Origin of the sequence: Bradyrhizobium sp. SUTN9-2 (assembly GCF_003122645.1) — a bacterium.
GTDB classification, from domain to species: Bacteria; Pseudomonadota; Alphaproteobacteria; order Rhizobiales; family Xanthobacteraceae; genus Bradyrhizobium; species Bradyrhizobium yuanmingense.
The window spans coordinates 5,936,776-5,951,907 of the sequence record NZ_LAXE01000001.1; the positions used below are offsets into that span (position 1 = coordinate 5,936,776).

Consider the following 15,132-nt stretch of genomic DNA (forward strand, 5'->3'; position numbering starts at 1 on the left):
CGATGTTGAAGACCCTGATTGATGCGTTCGCGCTGATCTCCACCTGGGAGGTCATCATCTCCATGTTCGCAGCCTCCGTGTACGGGCTGGTGATCGGCTCGCTGCCGGGCCTGTCGGCGACGATGGCGACCGCCCTGCTCGTCCCGGTCACCTTCTATCTGTCACCGATCGCGGCGATCGCGACTATCGTCGCGGCGTCCTCGATGGCGATCTTCTCCGGCGACATTCCCGGCGCGCTGCTGCGTATCCCGGGCACGCCCGCATCCGCGGCTTACGCGGATGAAGCCTACGCCATGACGCGCAAGGGCCAGGCCGAGCTGGCGCTAGGGGCCGGCGTCTGGTTCTCCGCGGTCGGCGGCATCGCCGGCGTGCTGTCGCTGATGATCCTGGCGCCGCCGTTGGCCGAGATCGCGCTGTCGTTCTCGACCTTCGAATATTTCTGGTTGGCGCTGCTCGGCCTGATGTGCGCCACCCTGGTGGCGCGTTCCTCGCCCGTGAAGGCGATCGCTGGCATGTTCATCGGCCTGCTCGTCGCCTGCATCGGCATCGAGAATCCCGGCGGCATCCCGCGCTTCACCTTCGGCCTGACCGATCTGTTCGGCGGCATCGAGCCGATCCCGGCCCTCGTCGGCGTGTTCGCGGTGGCGCAGGTGATGCGCGCGATGCTGACGCCCGAACCGCCGCCGCTGCCGCGGCGCAAATTCGGAAGCATCATGGCCGGCCAATGGAAGCTGACCAAGCTCTATCGCTGGCAGATGACGCGCGGGAACATCGTCGGCATCATCATCGGTGTGCTGCCCGGCGCCGGCGCCGACATGGCCGCCTGGGTCTCCTATGCGATGTCGAAGCGCTTCTCCAAGGAGCCGGAAAAGTTCGGCACCGGCCATGTCGAGGGCCTGGTCGAGGCCGGCGCCAGCAACAATGCCAGCATCGCCTCCGGCTGGGTGCCTTCGCTGCTGTTCGGCATCCCCGGCGACACCATCGCCGCGATCGCGATCGGCGTGCTCTACATGAAGGGCCTCAATCCCGGCCCGACGCTGTTCACCGAGAAGGCGTCGAGCATGTACGCGATCTACCTGATGTTCATCATCGCGAATATCCTCATGATCCCGCTCGGCATCGCGATGATCCGCGTCGCCACCTACATCCTGCTGGCACCGCGCTCGGCGATCATGCCGATCATCATGCTGTGCTGCGCGGTTGGCTCGTTCGCGATCGGCAACAACATGTTCGGCGTCGTCACCGTCGCCGCCTTCGGCGTGATCGGCTATGTCATGGAGACGAACGGCTATCCCGTCGCCGCCATGGTGCTCGGCATCGTCATGGGCACCATGGTGGAGCAGGCCTTCGTCACCTCGCTGATCAAGTCGGACGGCAGCATCTTGCCGTTCTTCGAGCGTCCGGTCGCGGCCATCCTCGCCGCGATGGCGATCGGCGCGCTGCTCTGGCCGGTCATGGTGTGGATCTGGCGCAAGGTGAAACAGCCGCAGACCGCCGCGGCAACGACCCGGTGATATCGGGCGGGCGGCCCTCGCCTGACCCGCCCGGGCGTTGTAAAGCAGGGCATGACTGAGAAGAAGGCCTCGCTCGACATCAAGACCCTCGCCAAGGAGCTTCGCGCCGGCAGTCGTGCGGCCCTCGCCCGGGCGATCACGCTGGTGGAGAGCCGGCGCGCCGACCATCAGGCGCTGGCGCGGGAGCTGGTGCAGATGCTGCTGCCCGAGACCGGCAAGGCATATCGCGTCGGCATCACGGGATCGCCCGGCGTCGGCAAATCCACCACGATCGATGCGTTGGGTACGTATCTCATCGAGCAGGGCCACAAGGTCGCGGTGCTCGCGGTCGATCCGTCCTCGGCGCGCAGCGGCGGCTCGATTCTCGGCGACAAGACCCGCATGGCGCGGCTGTCAGCCTCGAACGACGCCTTCATCCGACCCTCGCCGTCCTCGGGCACGCTTGGCGGTGTCGCGGCGAAGACGCGCGAGGCGATGCTGTTGTGCGAGGCCGCGGGCTTCGGCGTCGTGCTGGTGGAAACCGTCGGCATCGGCCAGTCCGAGACCGCCGTGTGCGACATGACCGACTTCTTCCTTGCCCTGATGCTGCCGGGCGGCGGCGACGAGCTGCAGGGCATCAAAAAGGGCCTGGTCGAGCTCGCCGACATGATCGCGATCAACAAGGCCGACGGCGACAATTTGAAGCGCGCCAAGATCACCGCGGCCGATTATCGCGGCGCGCTGCATATCTTGGCGCCGCGGTCCGAGCATTGGCATCCGCCGGTCGAGACCTATTCGGCGCTGACCGGCGACGGCATCGCAAAGATCTGGCAGAAGGTTCTGGATCACCGCAAGGCGATGAACGCCTCCGGCGATTTCGCCGCGCGGCGGCGCGAGCAGCAGGTGAAGTGGATGTGGTCGATGCTGGAGCAGCGCATGCTGGCACGGCTGCGCAGCGAGGCCTCGGTGCGGACCAAGGTTCGCAAGATCGAGGCCGAGGTCGCCGATGGCCATCTCACGCCGGCGCTCGCCGCCGAGCAGATGCTGGAGTTGCTGCAATGAGCAACAAAGTTCGCATTCTCCTCACCGGCTTCGGCCCGTTTCCCGGCGCGCCCCATAATCCGACCCAGCCGCTGGTGGCGCGGCTGGCGCAATTGCGCCGGCCCGCGCTCGTCGATGTCGTGCTCTCGAGCCACATCTTCCCGGTCACTTATGCCGCGGTCGACTGCCAATTGCCCGACGTGCTCGCTAGGCAAAAGCCCGACGCGCTGCTGATGTTCGGCCTCGCCGCCCGCACGCCTTATCTGCGCATCGAGACGCGGGCGCGCAACGCCGTCACCATGCTCTGGCCCGACGCCGCCAACACCCGCTCGACCAAGCGCGGCATCGCCGGCCATGCCGACGCGATGATGTTCGGCCCGCACACCGCAAGGCTGCTGCGCGCCGCGCGCCTCACCGGCATCGACGCGCGTCCCTCGCGCGACGCCGGCGCCTATCTCTGCAACTATTTAAGCTGGCGCGCGATCGAGCGCGTGAAGGCGGGCGGACCCAGGCTTGCGGCGTTCATCCACATTCCCCTGCTCGCGCGCAGCGGCGGTGCGCGCCGCAAGGGCGCAGCCCGCATCACGCTGGAGGAACTGGTGGATGCGGGGGAAGCGATGCTGATGGAGATGGTGCAGTTGGCACGCAAGGCGCGCGCTTCGTAGGGTGGATTAGCAAAGCGTAATCCACCTCATCTCCATCAACGGTTCCGTACTCGCGGTGACATGGTGGGTTACGCCTACGGCTAACCCACCCTACGCACCGTCTTTTGCGCAAACATTTAACCCTACCGCGAACAATCCTCACGGTCCTCGCCCTGCTGCGCTACGAAACCGCTGCGGACGCCTCCCGCGTCCGCCGGAGGACGCGTCATGAACCTCAATCGCCGTCATCTCATCGGGGCTTCGACCGCGGGCATTGCCGGTGCGCTGGCCATGCCGGCCGATGCCGCGCGCGCCGCGCCGCTGACGTCGCTGCTCGGCCGCGATGCCACGCAATATGGTGTGCGGCCCGGCAGCAGCGAGGACCAGACCCGCGCGCTGCAGCGTGCCATCGACGAGGCCGCTCGGGCGCAACTGCCGCTCGCCTTGCCACCCGGCGTGTACCGGACCGGTCTGTTGCGGCTGCCGAACGGCGCGCAGCTGATCGGCGTGCGCGGCGCGACCAAGCTCGTCTTCACCGGCGGCGCCTCGGCGATCCAGAGCGACGGCTCCGATGCGATCGGCCTCACCGGCATCACCTTCGACGGCGGCGGCATCCCGCTGCCGACACGGCGCGGCCTGATCCACGTCCTCGGCGGGCGCGACGTGCGCATCAGCGAATGCGCTATCACGAGCTCGGGCGGCAGCGGCATCTGGCTCGAGCAGGTCGCGGGCGACATCTCCGGCAATATCTTCACCGACATCGCGGTGACAGCGGTCGTGTCGTTCGACGCCAGGGGCCTCAGCGTCTGCCGCAACACGATTCTCGGCACCAACGACAACGGGATCGAGATCCTGCGCACCGCGATCGGCGATGACGGCACGCTGGTCGCCGACAACCGCATCGAGAACATCAAGGCCGGCCCCGGCGGCTCGGGCCAGTTCGGCAATGCCATCAACGCCTTTCGCGCCAGCAACGTGATCGTGCGCGGCAACCGTATCAGGAATTGCGACTATTCGGCGGTGCGCGGCAACTCGGCTTCGAACATCCACATCAGTGGCAACAGCGTCAGCGACGTGCGCGAGGTCGCGCTCTATTCCGAGTTCGCATTCGAGGCCGCGGTGATCGCCAACAACATCGTGGACGGCGCGGCCGTCGGCGTCTCGGTCTGCAATTTCAACGAGGGCGGCCGCATCGCGGTGGTCCAGGGCAACATCATCCGCAACCTGATCCCGAAGCGGCCGATCGGCACCGTGCCCGACGATGATGCCGGCGTCGGCATCTACATCGAGGCGGATTCTTCGGTGACCGGCAACGTGATCGAGAACGCGCCGTCCTACGGCATCGTCGCCGGCTGGGGCAGATATCTGCGCGACGTCGCGATCACGGGCAACGTGATCCGTAAGGCGCTGGCCGGCGTCGGCGTCTCCGTCGTGCCGGGCGCCGGCACCGCGCTGGTCAACAACAACATGATCTCAGAGACGCCGCGCGGCGCCGTGGTCGGCCTCGATCACGCCCGCGCGGTGACGTCGGATCTATCGGCCGAAGGCGCACAACGTTTTGCGCAGCTGGTGGTCGGCGGCAATGCGGTGCGGCGCTAGAACGCGTTCCGCAGCAGCGGGTACTTCGCTTCCAGGCCGTCGAGGCTGAAAGTGAATTCGACGACGCGCTCGGGGGCGGCGACGATTTCCTCGGCGGGCGGGGCGAACTGCGGCAGGAGCGCCGCCATCGCTGCGGGCGCGGTCTTCGGCGGCTTCGCGGCAGGCACGGGCGGCCTCACTTCCGGCGCGGCGAATGGCGCGGTGGCGGCCGGCTCCGCGAGCGGCGATCTCACGGCAGGCGCAGTGAACGGTGCCTTCGCAGCGGGTGCCCTCAGCGGCGGCATCTCGGCAGGCGCGGTGAACGACGGCCAAGCTACGGGCATAGCAAGCGGCGCGATCGGGGCTTCGGTGATCTCCGCGAGCACGTCGGGCTTCGGATCGAGCCTCACCGGCGTGGTGGTCTCGGGGACGATGTGAACGGCCTTGGGCTGCATCGTTTGCGCCTGCTGCTCGCGCGGCGCCATGCGAGGCATCGTCGCCGGCGACCAACCGAATGCCGGCGTCACGCTCGCAGCCGCCTCGGCGACATCCGCGCCGGTCGCAAGCGCGCGCCAAGTCTGGACGGCGCGCTTGGCTTCCTGGATGTTTTCGAGGAAGGCGATCTCGGAATGATAGCGGCGCCAGCGGCCGGTCTCAAACATCTCGGAGAGATGTTGCAGGCGCTGCTCGGCGAGAGCGCACCAGCGTGCCGCGATTTGGCGGCTGCCGGCCGCGTCGCGAACGAACTCTTCGCGAGCAAATTCTTGGCGATGTGTCATGAACCAGCCCGTCAGGAGAAAACACGGACGCGGGGGACGCAACGCACACGAATCAATTTAGACGCGACATGAATATTTTGTGGAAAAGTTTCGACTTGTCCAGCAACGACGCGGCATTCGTCGTCAAACACCGTAGTCGTGCGGTGATTTTCCGTGTTTTCGAGTCAAGCTTCGCACAAGCATGACGGAGTTGCGGCGGGACTCGCTCGCGACGGCGACCGAGGCCCACGGCGATCTTCAACTGCAAGCTGAACGGATGCGAAGCTTCGAAAAATCGGACGCCAGATTCTTGTTTTGACGCGTTTTCTTCACGCGAACCGGCACCCACTTCGCTCGAAAACGCTCTGAAAAGAAGAGACCCGTCCGGGGGGACAACCGGACGGGTCGAGCCATATGGGCGCTTGGGGTGGATGGGCGCTCGCGCCTGATATGACTGATGGGGAGGGATGACCGCTCCCACATCAGTTGGTCGGGGCAGCGGGCTGAACGTTCAAATGCGCGGTTTGATTTTTTACCCTTTGGCGTGAGCGTAAAGTTGTCGCAGCGACTATCGCGCCGGCGGCCTATCTGCCTGAGAAACCGCGGATTTATCCTCCGCGCTCGACAACGAAGGCTGCTCGATCGCGCGTATGCCCGGCTCGTCGCGACGCTTCGGAGCATCTTCACGTTTTGTTGTACCGGAGGCAGCAGCGACCGGCGTCGCGCTGTCGGCAGGAACAGCCATGACGGCGGCAAACGCGTCGGCCTGGCCGTCGCCGAAGAGGTCGTCGCGCCCGGGAGAGCCGAGGTCGCGTGCGGTCTTCACCAGCGTCATGCGCAGCGCTTCCGGCTTGAGTGTGTGGTTGCGCTCGAGCAGCAGCGCAGCGACGCCTGAGACATAGGCGGCCGAGAACGAGGTTCCCGACGTCACCTGGTATTTGCCGTCGGGTGCCGGCAGGAAGATGTCGACGCCGGGGGCGGCCACTGCGATGTAGTTGCCGCGGTTGGAGGCGGCGAACAGCCTGTCCTGCCGATCCGTCGCGCTGACCGCAATCACGTTGGGGTTGGCCGCCGGATAGAGCGGCGGCGATTTCGCGCCGGCATTGCCGGCGGCCGCGATCAGCACGAGACCACGCGCGGCCGTCGCCGCGATCGCGCGCTCGATCACCGCGTCCTTCGGACCCGCAAAGCTCATGTTGACGATCTGCGCGCCGTGCTCGGCGGCGTAATTCAGGGAACGCAGGATGATATAGGACGAGCTCTCCGCACCGCCATTGGCACCGCCGAAGGCGCGGATGGCGATGATGCGGGCCTCGGGGGCGCTGCCCATCAGACGGGCATGGGCCGCGATCGCCCCTGCGATGCCGGTGCCATGGACGTGCGGCCCTTCGGCACTGCCGAGCGCGTCGAAATTGTCGGCGACGGAATTGGCGAGCTCGGGATGCCGGGCGTCGATGCCGGAATCGATTACGGCGATTGTGACGTTGGCCCCGTGCGCCAACGTATGCGCCTGCGGCAGGCGCAGCTTTGCCAGCGCGTATTGCGCAGGATCGCCCTCGGTGGCGGCGGACGATTTCTGGTCCTGGAGCACGTAGCGGAAGTTCGGCTGCAGCGAGCGCACGCTGCCGTCGGCCGCGAATTCGCGCCGCACGGTCTCATAGGGCCGGCCGTCGGAGATGCGGAACAGGCCGAACGTGGCTCCGATCAGCGGGAAATTCTCGGAAGCGAGGCGGGTCAGGCCGTGGCGACGCGCCAGCTCGTCGGCCTCGGCCGTCGACAGCGCGCCGTCGATCTCGGCGACGAATTCGCCTGCGAAGCTGCGCGAGGTCAGCGCCACCGGCGTGTTGTTGCCGCGCCCTTTGCCGGCGCTCTTCTTGCCGGATTTTCCGGTGCCCTCGCCGCCCGCGTTCGGCTGCGCCAGACATTCGCCGTCGCCACTGCGATAGGGCGCGGTGCAGGCCGGATAGAGGTTCGGCGAGTAACGCGCATAGGGCAGCACCGGCGTCGTCGGCCGGATGCGCGACGTCGTGGTATGGGGAATGGTCGCCATCGTCCGCGGGCCGCGGCCAACGCTTACCGCGCGCGCAGCGATGTTCGGGCTGACCCGCGGGGTGATGTTTGGAGAGACGGTCGGCGTGCGCGAGGGAACGCTGATCGTCGGCGGGCGCATGATCGCCTGCGCCTGCGCAAGCTCCACGCCGAAACAGAAGGCGACCAGAAGCGCAACGCCGACGGATGAAGCGCGGGCCCCAGTGCGCACCCTGCTCTCGGATTTGCCCGTCATCGGCTCGGCGGCGCGCCTAGGGCGCCGCGACGGCGAGGTTGACGAACTTCTCGCGCTGCATCCTGCCGAGCAGGGAAGCGAGCTCGTCCTGGCTCATCGCCTTGTCGAACTGGAGGCGGAACATGCCTCCCTTGGCATCGCCGATGATCGAAGCCTGGTAGCTGTCGAGCAGCGCGGTGATGTCGGCGACGCGCGCCTCAGGGGTGAAGCGCACCAGCGCGCGCGCCGGCGCGGCGGCGCTACCAAGCTCGCGCGTGATCGGTGCGCTGGTCGAGAGCGAAGCGGTTTGGAAGGTCGCCGGCTGGTTCTTCATCAGCACGGCGCCGATGATGCCGGCCTGCAGCACGACCGCGACGGCACCGAGGCTCGCCGACCACGCCAGCGTGCGCGGCGACAAGCTCGCGAAGAAGGTCGAGATACGCGCCGACAGCGGCAGCGAGCCGCTCGCCCTCGCCGGCTCGGCATCGATCGCGGCGAACAGCTTCTGCATCGCGCGCGCCGACGGAGCGCCCAGGCTCTCGTTCAGATGAATGGTCTCTTCGTACTCGCCGCGGATCGCCGCATATTGCTTCGCCAGGTCCGGATCGCGCGCCAGCGCTTCCTCGACACGGCGCGCATCGCGCGCGTTCAGCGTGCCGGCAGCGTGCCAGGGCAGCAGCAGTTCAATTTCACTGGGCTCTTGCTCCAGCATCTTCTTGCTCAAAGCCATCATGGCCAGCCTCGCTCGACGCCGGCTGCCTTCAGCAGTTCGGCCAGTTTCTTGCGCGCATAGAACAAGCGCGTCTTCACAGTGTTCTCTGGTATCCCGACGATTTCGGCCACCTCTTCCACGGACTTCTCGTGGTAGTAGACGAGATCGACGATTTCCCGATGATCCGGCGAGAGGCCCGTCAGACACTCCCGCAACGCCTCACTGGTATCCTTCTTCTGCACCACCGTTTCCGGATCGTCGGACGTATCCTCGATCGCGTTGGCGGCGTCTTCGTCCAGCTCGAAATCCTTCCTGCGCCGGAGCGCAGACAGGGCCTTGAATCGGGTGATTGCCAGCAGCCAGGTGGAAACGGCAGATCGGCCCTCGAATTTGCCCGCTTGACGCCAGACGTCGAGAAACACCTCGCTGATGAGGTCTTCCGCCGCCTGCTCGTCCCGCACGAGCCTCAGCCCGAACCGGTAAACCCTGACATGGTGCCGCCCGTACAGCACCTGCATGGCGAGCCGGTCACCTTGAGCGATCCTGGCGATCAGGATCTCGTCTGAAGCCGCCTGTGTCGCGCTCAATGGCCGTCTCGCAAGGTTGGTCGGGTCGATGCGGTGGCCGGTTCGATGTGGGGGGCAAAATTGTTGAACCTACCGCAGTCATACGGGGGCTTGTGTGAGCTACCCCACATCCGGGCATTTTTCTTGTCCCACCCGTGGTGGTCAGCGTCGCTCATCCGAATCGGTACCATAATACTGCGATATTCCCTGCGGAATGCCTGCCCGGACATAGGCAGCCCGGCCTCATCCGGTTCCATAGCAGCCCCGCACCACCTTTGTCGCGCCAAGCCTCGCTTCGGCTCGACCGCAGCGCACACGATGCGTGATCATCCGTAAAATTCTCACGCTAGATGATCGCCTTGTTCCCTGCTGCACGGTTCGGATTCGATTTCAAAGGATACCAAACCTAAAGGCTTGCCACGTAGGTTTTTACGCTGACATCCACCATTGGCGGGACCATGGGTACGGCCGCGACGTCCTTTCCAGAGAGGAATGCCGCAGAGGTCGCGGATCTCGTCCTTGCGCCCGAGACGACGGCGCCCGAGGTCAGGGCGCGCCGCGTCTGGCAGCGTCGCCAGATGTATATCGGCCAGGTCGCGAGCTACTCGCTGGGCGGCGCGGTCCTGCTGCTCTACGCCTATGACGGCGCGGTCTCCATGGCCGTTCCGACGCTGTTCTGGCTCGGCGGCCTTCTGATCATCGGGACTTTCACGGTGCTGTCGGAGGCCGGTTTCGGCGACCGTTTCGACGATCATTACCTCACCGTCTATCAGATCTCGCTGCATATGGCGCTGCAACTGGTGTTCCTGCTCGCGGTGCCCACCATCGGGGTCGCGTTCCTTGCCGTATTGTTTCTGATCTTCGCGTTCGGCACGCTGCGGATGACGTCGAGCCAGGCCATGCTCACCTGGGGCCTCGCCACCTGCGGGCTCACCGTGGTTTTCCTGGGATCGGACCTGCCGATCGGGCTGCCGGTCGCGACCCGGCTGCAGCGGACCGCCTCGATGCTCTGCTTCGTGCTGGTGATCGGGCAGTGCGCCTTCCTCGGCCTGTTCGGCGCCACGTTACGCAAGATCCTGTACAAGCGCAGCATCGAATTGAAGGCCGCCTATCGACGCATCGAGGAACTGGCCGAGCTCGACGAGCTCACCGGCTCCTACAACCGCCGCTGCATCATGCGGCTTCTCGACACCGAGATCGAAGAGTCGCGGCGGGCATCCACGCCCTTCGCGATCGCGCTGATCGATCTCGACTGGTTCAAGCGCATCAACGACGCTTACGGCCATCCCATTGGCGATGAGGTGCTGCGCACCTTCGCGATCACCATTTTCGCCAACATCCGCCCGGCCGACAGTTTCGGCCGCTACGGCGGCGAGGAATTCCTGCTGCTGCTGCCGGATACGTCGGGCGACGTCGCGCTCCGCACGCTCGAGCGCCTGCGCGGCATCGTCGCCGATCTCGACTGGGGCGCGTTCTCCCCCAGCATGCGGGTGACCATTTCCGCGGGCGTCGTGACGCTGCGCGACGTCGATACTGCCGACACGTTTCTCGCGCGCGCCGACAGCGCGCTCTATTCCGCCAAGGCGCGAGGGCGCAACTGCATTGCAACGAGCTGACCGATCCATTTTCCTCCGGTGCGACGGAAGCCGCTGCCGGGCCGAACGCTCCAGGACAGAGCAATGAGATCCAATTCCGCAAGACCATCCGAAAGCCTGCTCGAGGAATTGCAGGCCGCCCTCTCGCACGGCACCGTCGCGCGCCGGTTGGAGACGCTCCGCCGCGTCACCGATCTCTTCGTGGGCAACGCGGTCGACTATTCCGACGACCATATCCGCGTGTTCGACGACGTGTTCCAGTGCCTGATCGAGCAGATCGAGACGTCGGCCAAGGCGCTGCTCGCCGAGCGGCTCGCGCCGATCGCAGCTGCGCCGCCGCAGATCATCCGCACGCTCGCGCTCGACGAGGTGATCGAGGTCTCCGGCCCCGTGCTGTCGAAGTCGGAGCGGCTGGATGAGGCAACATTGGTCGAGATTGCGCGCACCAGGAGCCAGGCGCATCTCAAGGCGATCTCGCTGCGGCGGACGCTGTCGGAAGCGCTGACCGACGTGCTGGTGGCGCGGGGCAATGAGGACGTGGTGCAGTCGACGGCCGGCAATCCGGGCGCGCGGTTCTCGGAGGAGAGTCTCGCCGACCTCGTCATCCGCGCCGAGCGCGACGACGACCTCGCCGGCTGCATCGGCCTGCGGCCCGACCTGCCGCGCCATCACTATCTGAGGCTGGTCGCCAAGGCATCCTCGAGCGTGCGCACGAAGCTCGCGACTGCGCATCCCGAGCTCGCGGACGAGGTGTCGAGGGCCGTCGAGGAAGCGGCCCAACGGGTTCGCGCCGTCGCCAGGACGAAACAGACGGAGATGGCTCGCGCGCTGGTGAAGTCGCTGCACGAGGACGGCCGCCTCAACGAGCTCCAGGTCGCCACCTTCGCCGAGCAGGGCAAGTTCGACGAGACGAACGCGGCGCTGGCCGCGCTCGCGGGGATCGCGGTCGAGACGGCGGAGACCATGATGATCGAGAGCCGCACCGAAGGCGTGATGATCCTCGCCAAGGCCGCGGGCATGCAATGGTCGAGCGTGCGCGCCATCATCGCCTTGCGCGAGAAGCTCTCCGGCGGGTCGCAGACCGACATGCTGAAGCTGCGCGACACCTATGAGGCGCTGCGCTCATCGACCGCGCAACAGGTGCTGCGCTTCCACCGCATGCAGTTGCACGCGACGCCGGCGGCATGAAGCCGTGCGCGCTAAAGCGCAATGAGATTTCGATGGATCGTCATCGCGCTTTAGGTTGTTGGTTGCGCATGATCTTTCCGGAAAACCGCTTCGCACTTTTCCGGATCATGCTTTAATACCGCAACACCCTCGATCCCACCGCCGCGCCGATCGCCGTCACCAGCGCGGTTGCGAGCGTGTACCAGGTCGCGACGAACAGCGGGGAATCGTCGGTGCAGTGCGAGGCATAGAGGGTCGCCGCAAGTCCCGCCGACACCAGCCCTGCGAGCGCTCCGGCGAGCGCGGGACGAGACGGCGCGCCGTGGCGCAGGCCGAACAGCGCCCCCGCAAGCAGCGGCAGCGCCATTGCGGGGATCGCGACCATGCAGACCCTGGAGTTCTTACCCACCAGGCGCATCGTCATCGGCATCGCCGGCGCCATCATCGCCTCGCTGCCAATCGCCACGGCGAGCAGCCCGACGGGAAGCAGCAGCAGCCAGCCCCAGCCGCGCAGCAGGGCTTCGGGACGCGACAAATGAAGGCTGACGATGATGGCGGGGATCGCGAGCGACAACGTCACCGCGAACTTCATGTCGAAGAACGGGTTGCGCATGGCGCTCATGACGTCGGCGCGCACGCCGAAGAACGTCACAAAGATCAGGATCGACAACGGCGCAGCCACCAGCAGCGCCATGCTCAGCACGGCGCCGACGCGGGGCGCGCGGTGCGGATTGTCGGCGGCGAGCGAGCGAATGAGTTGATCGGTGTCCATGATCAATGGTCCCGCAATTTGGCGGTCAGCGCCGCAAGTCCGCGATGCAGCGCGACCCGGACCGCACCCTCGCTCATCGACAACCTTGCCGCCGTATCCTTGATCGAGGCGGCCTCGACCGCGATCGATTGCAGCACGTCGCGCTGACGCTGCGGCAGGGTTCCGAGCTGGGCGGCGACCTCGCCGGCTGAAGCGGTGTCCTGCGGCGCCTCGCCCGGCAGCGTCTCGGCGAAATCGTCGATGTTGACGAACACGCGCCTGCCGCGCCGCCGGAGCGCATCGATCAGCTTGTTGCGGCCGATCGCAAACAGCCAGGGCGCGAAGGGGGCTTCGCTGTCCCAGGTATGCCGCTTCAGATGTACCGCCAACAGAATCTCCTGCACGATATCCTCGGCCTGGTCGGGCGGCTGACCCGCCCGCGCCAAGCCACGCCTCGCGGCGGCCCGCAGCACCGGCGCGACTGCCTTCAACAGACGATGATACGCCGCATCATCGCCAGCCATGGCCGACCGCATCAGGCCGGTCCACTCGTCCTCACGTCCGCGCACGCGCGCCCCTCACCATGCAATTCGGCCGCTCTTTCAATTTGTTACGCGGGCGCCAAACATATCACGAATTCGTGATCAAGATCCGGGCCGCGCGACCGATGCGGCCGCAAACATCTGCGACGGCTCTTAACACCGATCGGTGCGTCCTGCATCGGGCGGGCGGCTGCGGGAGGGGTCTGCCGCGTTTTTGCCCGGTGTAGCCCGAAGATTCCCATTTTCTGCCCCGCTGTCGTCACGCCCCGGGGTCTCTGTTCGCTGCCGGGACGGGCGGAATTGGGGAGATCGTCGACATGATGAAAACCAGCGCGCGCGCGGCCCTGATCGTTTTGGCCGGGCTTGTCTTGCTATCCGGGGGCCTCGCACAGGCGGCGCCGAACTCGGCCGCAGGCAACAAATCGGAGAGCGCCGACAAAGGGGCCGATACGGCCAAGCACCGGCGCCAAGACTCGCGCCGCACCGACAGCAGGAAGACGGGGCAGAAATCCGAGGACAAGGCCGACAAGAAGGACACGGCGGCCAAGCCCGACGAAGCCAAGAACGACAAGGCCGACAGTCAGGTCCCGGCCTCGAGCCAGCTGGCTCCGGAGGTCGCCAACGCCAATGCGCAGCTCGCCGCCGACACGCCGACTGCCGCGGCAGCCTCCGCGATGACGAACCGCGCCAACGACAACGTCCAGGCAGCCGCCGATAATACCAGCGCCGAGAGCCCCGAAAGCCAGGTCGTCGCGCCCGATCAACTCAACGACATCGATCGGGCCTTGCAGGAGACCCGGCCGCCGCAGAAGGCGGTGATCGCCGCAACCGAGGCGCAGCCGCGGCCGGCGCCGGTGATGGCCAGCAGCCAGCAGAGCTCGGCCTGGGACCAGAGCTCCCTGATCGGCAAGATCTTCATCGGCGTCGGCACATTGCTGACCCTGGCCTCCGCCGCGCGCATGTTCATGGCCTGATGGCCGGTTCCGCCGGGACGCGACCCCGCGCGCGTCCCGCGTCCGGCCCCCTTGAAGGCATCCGCGCCAGCGGGCACATTGCCCGCTCAATCGAAAGCGTGGGTGGAGCATGAGCACGTTCGAACACATCATCGTCGAGAGCGTCGGCGCGGTCGGCATCGTCAAGCTGAACCGGCCGAAGATGCTCAACGCGCTCTCGTTCGGCGTCTTCCGCGAGATCGCAGCTGCGGTCGACGATCTCGAGGCCGATGACGCCATCGGCTGCATCGTCGTGACCGGCAACGAGAAGGCCTTTGCCGCCGGCGCCGACATCAAGGAGATGCAGCCCAAGGGCTTCATCGACATGTTCTCCGAGGATTTCGCCGCGATCGGGGGCGACCGCATCGCGCGCTGTCGCAAGCCAACCATCGCCGCGGTCGCCGGCTACGCGCTCGGCGGCGGCTGCGAGCTCGCCATGATGTGCGATTTCATCATCGCCGCCGACACCGCGAAGTTCGGCCAGCCCGAGATCACGCTCGGCACCATTCCCGGCATCGGCGGCACCCAGCGGTTGACGCGCGCGATCGGCAAGTCCAAGGCCATGGACCTCTGCCTCACCGGCCGGATGATGGACGCCGCCGAAGCCGAGCGCTCCGGCCTGGTCAGCCGTATCGTACCCGCCGACAAGCTGATGGACGAGGTCATGGCGGCCGCCGAGAAGATCGCCGCGATGTCGCGCCCTGCGGCCGCGATGGCCAAGGAAGCGGTGAACCGCGCCTTCGAGACCACGCTCTCCGAAGGCATGAGCGTCGAACGCAACCTGTTCCATTCGACCTTCGCGCTCGAGGACCGCTCGGAGGGCATGGCGGCGTTCATCGAGAAGCGCAAGCCTGTGAACAAGAACCGGTAGCGCACGAGCCGGGCAGGCCGGTGTAAGGCTCTGGCGCTTTCCCGCGCACAGCCTGTGACGCGCCTGCAACAAGCACGGAATACATGGGAGTTTTGCCCGCGGCAGTTTGCCTGCGGGACCTCGGCTGGCTAAACAGTTAAGAGGCCATCGTCGGCGGGG

Annotated in this window: 14 protein-coding genes; 8 read left to right on the plus strand and 6 right to left on the minus strand. The window is 66.5% G+C overall.

What is annotated here, in order from left to right; genetic code table 11:
• The first annotated feature begins 2 nt into the window (after positions 1-2).
• The 4 genes from XF30_RS27535 (at position 3) to XF30_RS27550 (ending at position 4,777) form a co-directional block, all read left to right on the plus strand.
• Positions 3-1,514 (plus strand): tripartite tricarboxylate transporter permease, encoded by a 1,512-nt coding sequence (locus XF30_RS27535; protein WP_036023147.1) that lies wholly within the window; start codon positions 3-5, stop codon positions 1,512-1,514.
• A gap of 51 nt (positions 1,515-1,565) precedes the next feature.
• Positions 1,566-2,555 (plus strand): methylmalonyl Co-A mutase-associated GTPase MeaB, encoded by a 990-nt coding sequence (meaB, locus tag XF30_RS27540; RefSeq protein WP_109144403.1) that lies wholly within the window; start codon positions 1,566-1,568, stop codon positions 2,553-2,555.
• On the plus strand, positions 2,552-3,199 hold the full coding sequence (locus XF30_RS27545) for a pyroglutamyl-peptidase I (protein WP_109144404.1): 648 nt from the start codon (positions 2,552-2,554) through the stop codon (positions 3,197-3,199). Before meaB ends, XF30_RS27545 begins: the two co-directional genes overlap by 4 nt.
• Positions 3,200-3,406: 207 nt before the next feature.
• A complete protein-coding gene (locus XF30_RS27550) occupies positions 3,407-4,777 on the plus strand; it encodes a TIGR03808 family TAT-translocated repetitive protein (protein ID WP_109144405.1) in 1,371 nt (456 codons plus the stop codon).
• On the opposite strand, the gene XF30_RS27555 is transcribed toward XF30_RS27550, so the two are convergent.
• From XF30_RS27555 to XF30_RS27575, 4 genes are all read right to left on the minus strand, one after another.
• Complete coding sequence (locus XF30_RS27555) at positions 4,774-5,535, minus strand: TIGR03809 family protein (protein ID WP_109144406.1); 762 nt, start codon at positions 5,533-5,535, stop codon at positions 4,774-4,776. The genes XF30_RS27550 and XF30_RS27555 overlap by 4 nt on opposite strands.
• A 547-nt stretch (positions 5,536-6,082) precedes the next feature.
• The gene (locus tag XF30_RS27565) at positions 6,083-7,798 is read right to left on the minus strand and encodes a S8 family serine peptidase (RefSeq protein ID WP_109144407.1); all 1,716 of its coding nucleotides are present in this window, start codon (positions 7,796-7,798) and stop codon (positions 6,083-6,085) included.
• 16 nt (positions 7,799-7,814) lie between these two features.
• The gene (locus XF30_RS27570; protein ID WP_109144408.1) at positions 7,815-8,510 is read right to left on the minus strand and encodes a hypothetical protein; all 696 of its coding nucleotides are present in this window, start codon (positions 8,508-8,510) and stop codon (positions 7,815-7,817) included.
• Complete coding sequence (locus XF30_RS27575) at positions 8,507-9,076, minus strand: sigma-70 family RNA polymerase sigma factor (RefSeq protein WP_036006024.1); 570 nt, start codon at positions 9,074-9,076, stop codon at positions 8,507-8,509. The genes XF30_RS27570 and XF30_RS27575 overlap by 4 nt, the downstream gene beginning before the upstream one ends.
• A 437-nt stretch (positions 9,077-9,513) precedes the next feature.
• On the opposite strand from XF30_RS27575, the gene XF30_RS27580 reads away from it, so the two are divergent.
• Entirely contained in the window at positions 9,514-10,671 is a 1,158-nt protein-coding gene (locus XF30_RS27580; RefSeq protein WP_109144409.1) for a GGDEF domain-containing protein, read from the plus strand.
• 63 nt (positions 10,672-10,734) lie between these two features.
• Positions 10,735-11,838 (plus strand): DUF2336 domain-containing protein, encoded by a 1,104-nt coding sequence (locus XF30_RS27585; protein WP_109144410.1) that lies wholly within the window; start codon positions 10,735-10,737, stop codon positions 11,836-11,838.
• Positions 11,839-11,950: 112 nt separating this feature from the next.
• On the opposite strand, the gene XF30_RS27590 is transcribed toward XF30_RS27585, so the two are convergent.
• Both XF30_RS27590 and XF30_RS27595 read right to left on the minus strand, forming a co-directional pair.
• Positions 11,951-12,589 (minus strand): NrsF family protein, encoded by a 639-nt coding sequence (locus XF30_RS27590; protein ID WP_109144411.1) that lies wholly within the window; start codon positions 12,587-12,589, stop codon positions 11,951-11,953.
• Positions 12,590-12,591: 2 nt separating this feature from the next.
• Positions 12,592-13,137 carry a sigma-70 family RNA polymerase sigma factor gene (locus XF30_RS27595; protein WP_036006032.1) on the minus strand — a complete coding sequence of 182 codons (546 nt, stop codon included), beginning with the start codon at positions 13,135-13,137 and terminating at the stop codon, positions 12,592-12,594.
• Positions 13,138-13,427: 290 nt separating this feature from the next.
• Here XF30_RS27595 and XF30_RS27600 point away from each other — a divergent pair, with 290 nt between their 5' ends.
• Both XF30_RS27600 and XF30_RS27605 read left to right on the plus strand, forming a co-directional pair.
• The gene (locus XF30_RS27600; RefSeq protein WP_109144412.1) at positions 13,428-14,084 is read left to right on the plus strand and encodes a hypothetical protein; all 657 of its coding nucleotides are present in this window, start codon (positions 13,428-13,430) and stop codon (positions 14,082-14,084) included.
• A 109-nt stretch (positions 14,085-14,193) separates the two neighbouring features.
• The gene (locus XF30_RS27605; protein ID WP_036006037.1) at positions 14,194-14,973 is read left to right on the plus strand and encodes an enoyl-CoA hydratase; all 780 of its coding nucleotides are present in this window, start codon (positions 14,194-14,196) and stop codon (positions 14,971-14,973) included.
• Positions 14,974-15,132 lie beyond the last annotated feature (159 nt).

Coding starts and splice junctions, on each gene's coding strand:
- XF30_RS27535 (WP_036023147.1), top strand. CDS start 3: ATGTTGAAGACCCTGATTGATGCGTTCGCGCTGATCTCCACCTGGGAG.
- XF30_RS27545 (WP_109144404.1), top strand. CDS start 2,552: ATGAGCAACAAAGTTCGCATTCTCCTCACCGGCTTCGGCCCGTTTCCC.
- XF30_RS27600 (WP_109144412.1), top strand. CDS start 13,428: ATGATGAAAACCAGCGCGCGCGCGGCCCTGATCGTTTTGGCCGGGCTT.
- XF30_RS27570 (WP_109144408.1), bottom strand. CDS start 8,510: ATGATGGCTTTGAGCAAGAAGATGCTGGAGCAAGAGCCCAGTGAAATT.
- XF30_RS27585 (WP_109144410.1), top strand. CDS start 10,735: ATGAGATCCAATTCCGCAAGACCATCCGAAAGCCTGCTCGAGGAATTG.
- meaB (WP_109144403.1), top strand. CDS start 1,566: ATGACTGAGAAGAAGGCCTCGCTCGACATCAAGACCCTCGCCAAGGAG.
- XF30_RS27605 (WP_036006037.1), top strand. CDS start 14,194: ATGAGCACGTTCGAACACATCATCGTCGAGAGCGTCGGCGCGGTCGGC.
- XF30_RS27580 (WP_109144409.1), top strand. CDS start 9,514: ATGGGTACGGCCGCGACGTCCTTTCCAGAGAGGAATGCCGCAGAGGTC.
- XF30_RS27550 (WP_109144405.1), top strand. CDS start 3,407: ATGAACCTCAATCGCCGTCATCTCATCGGGGCTTCGACCGCGGGCATT.
- XF30_RS27565 (WP_109144407.1), bottom strand. CDS start 7,798: ATGACGGGCAAATCCGAGAGCAGGGTGCGCACTGGGGCCCGCGCTTCA.
- XF30_RS27555 (WP_109144406.1), bottom strand. CDS start 5,535: ATGACACATCGCCAAGAATTTGCTCGCGAAGAGTTCGTTCGCGACGCG.
- XF30_RS27590 (WP_109144411.1), bottom strand. CDS start 12,589: ATGGACACCGATCAACTCATTCGCTCGCTCGCCGCCGACAATCCGCAC.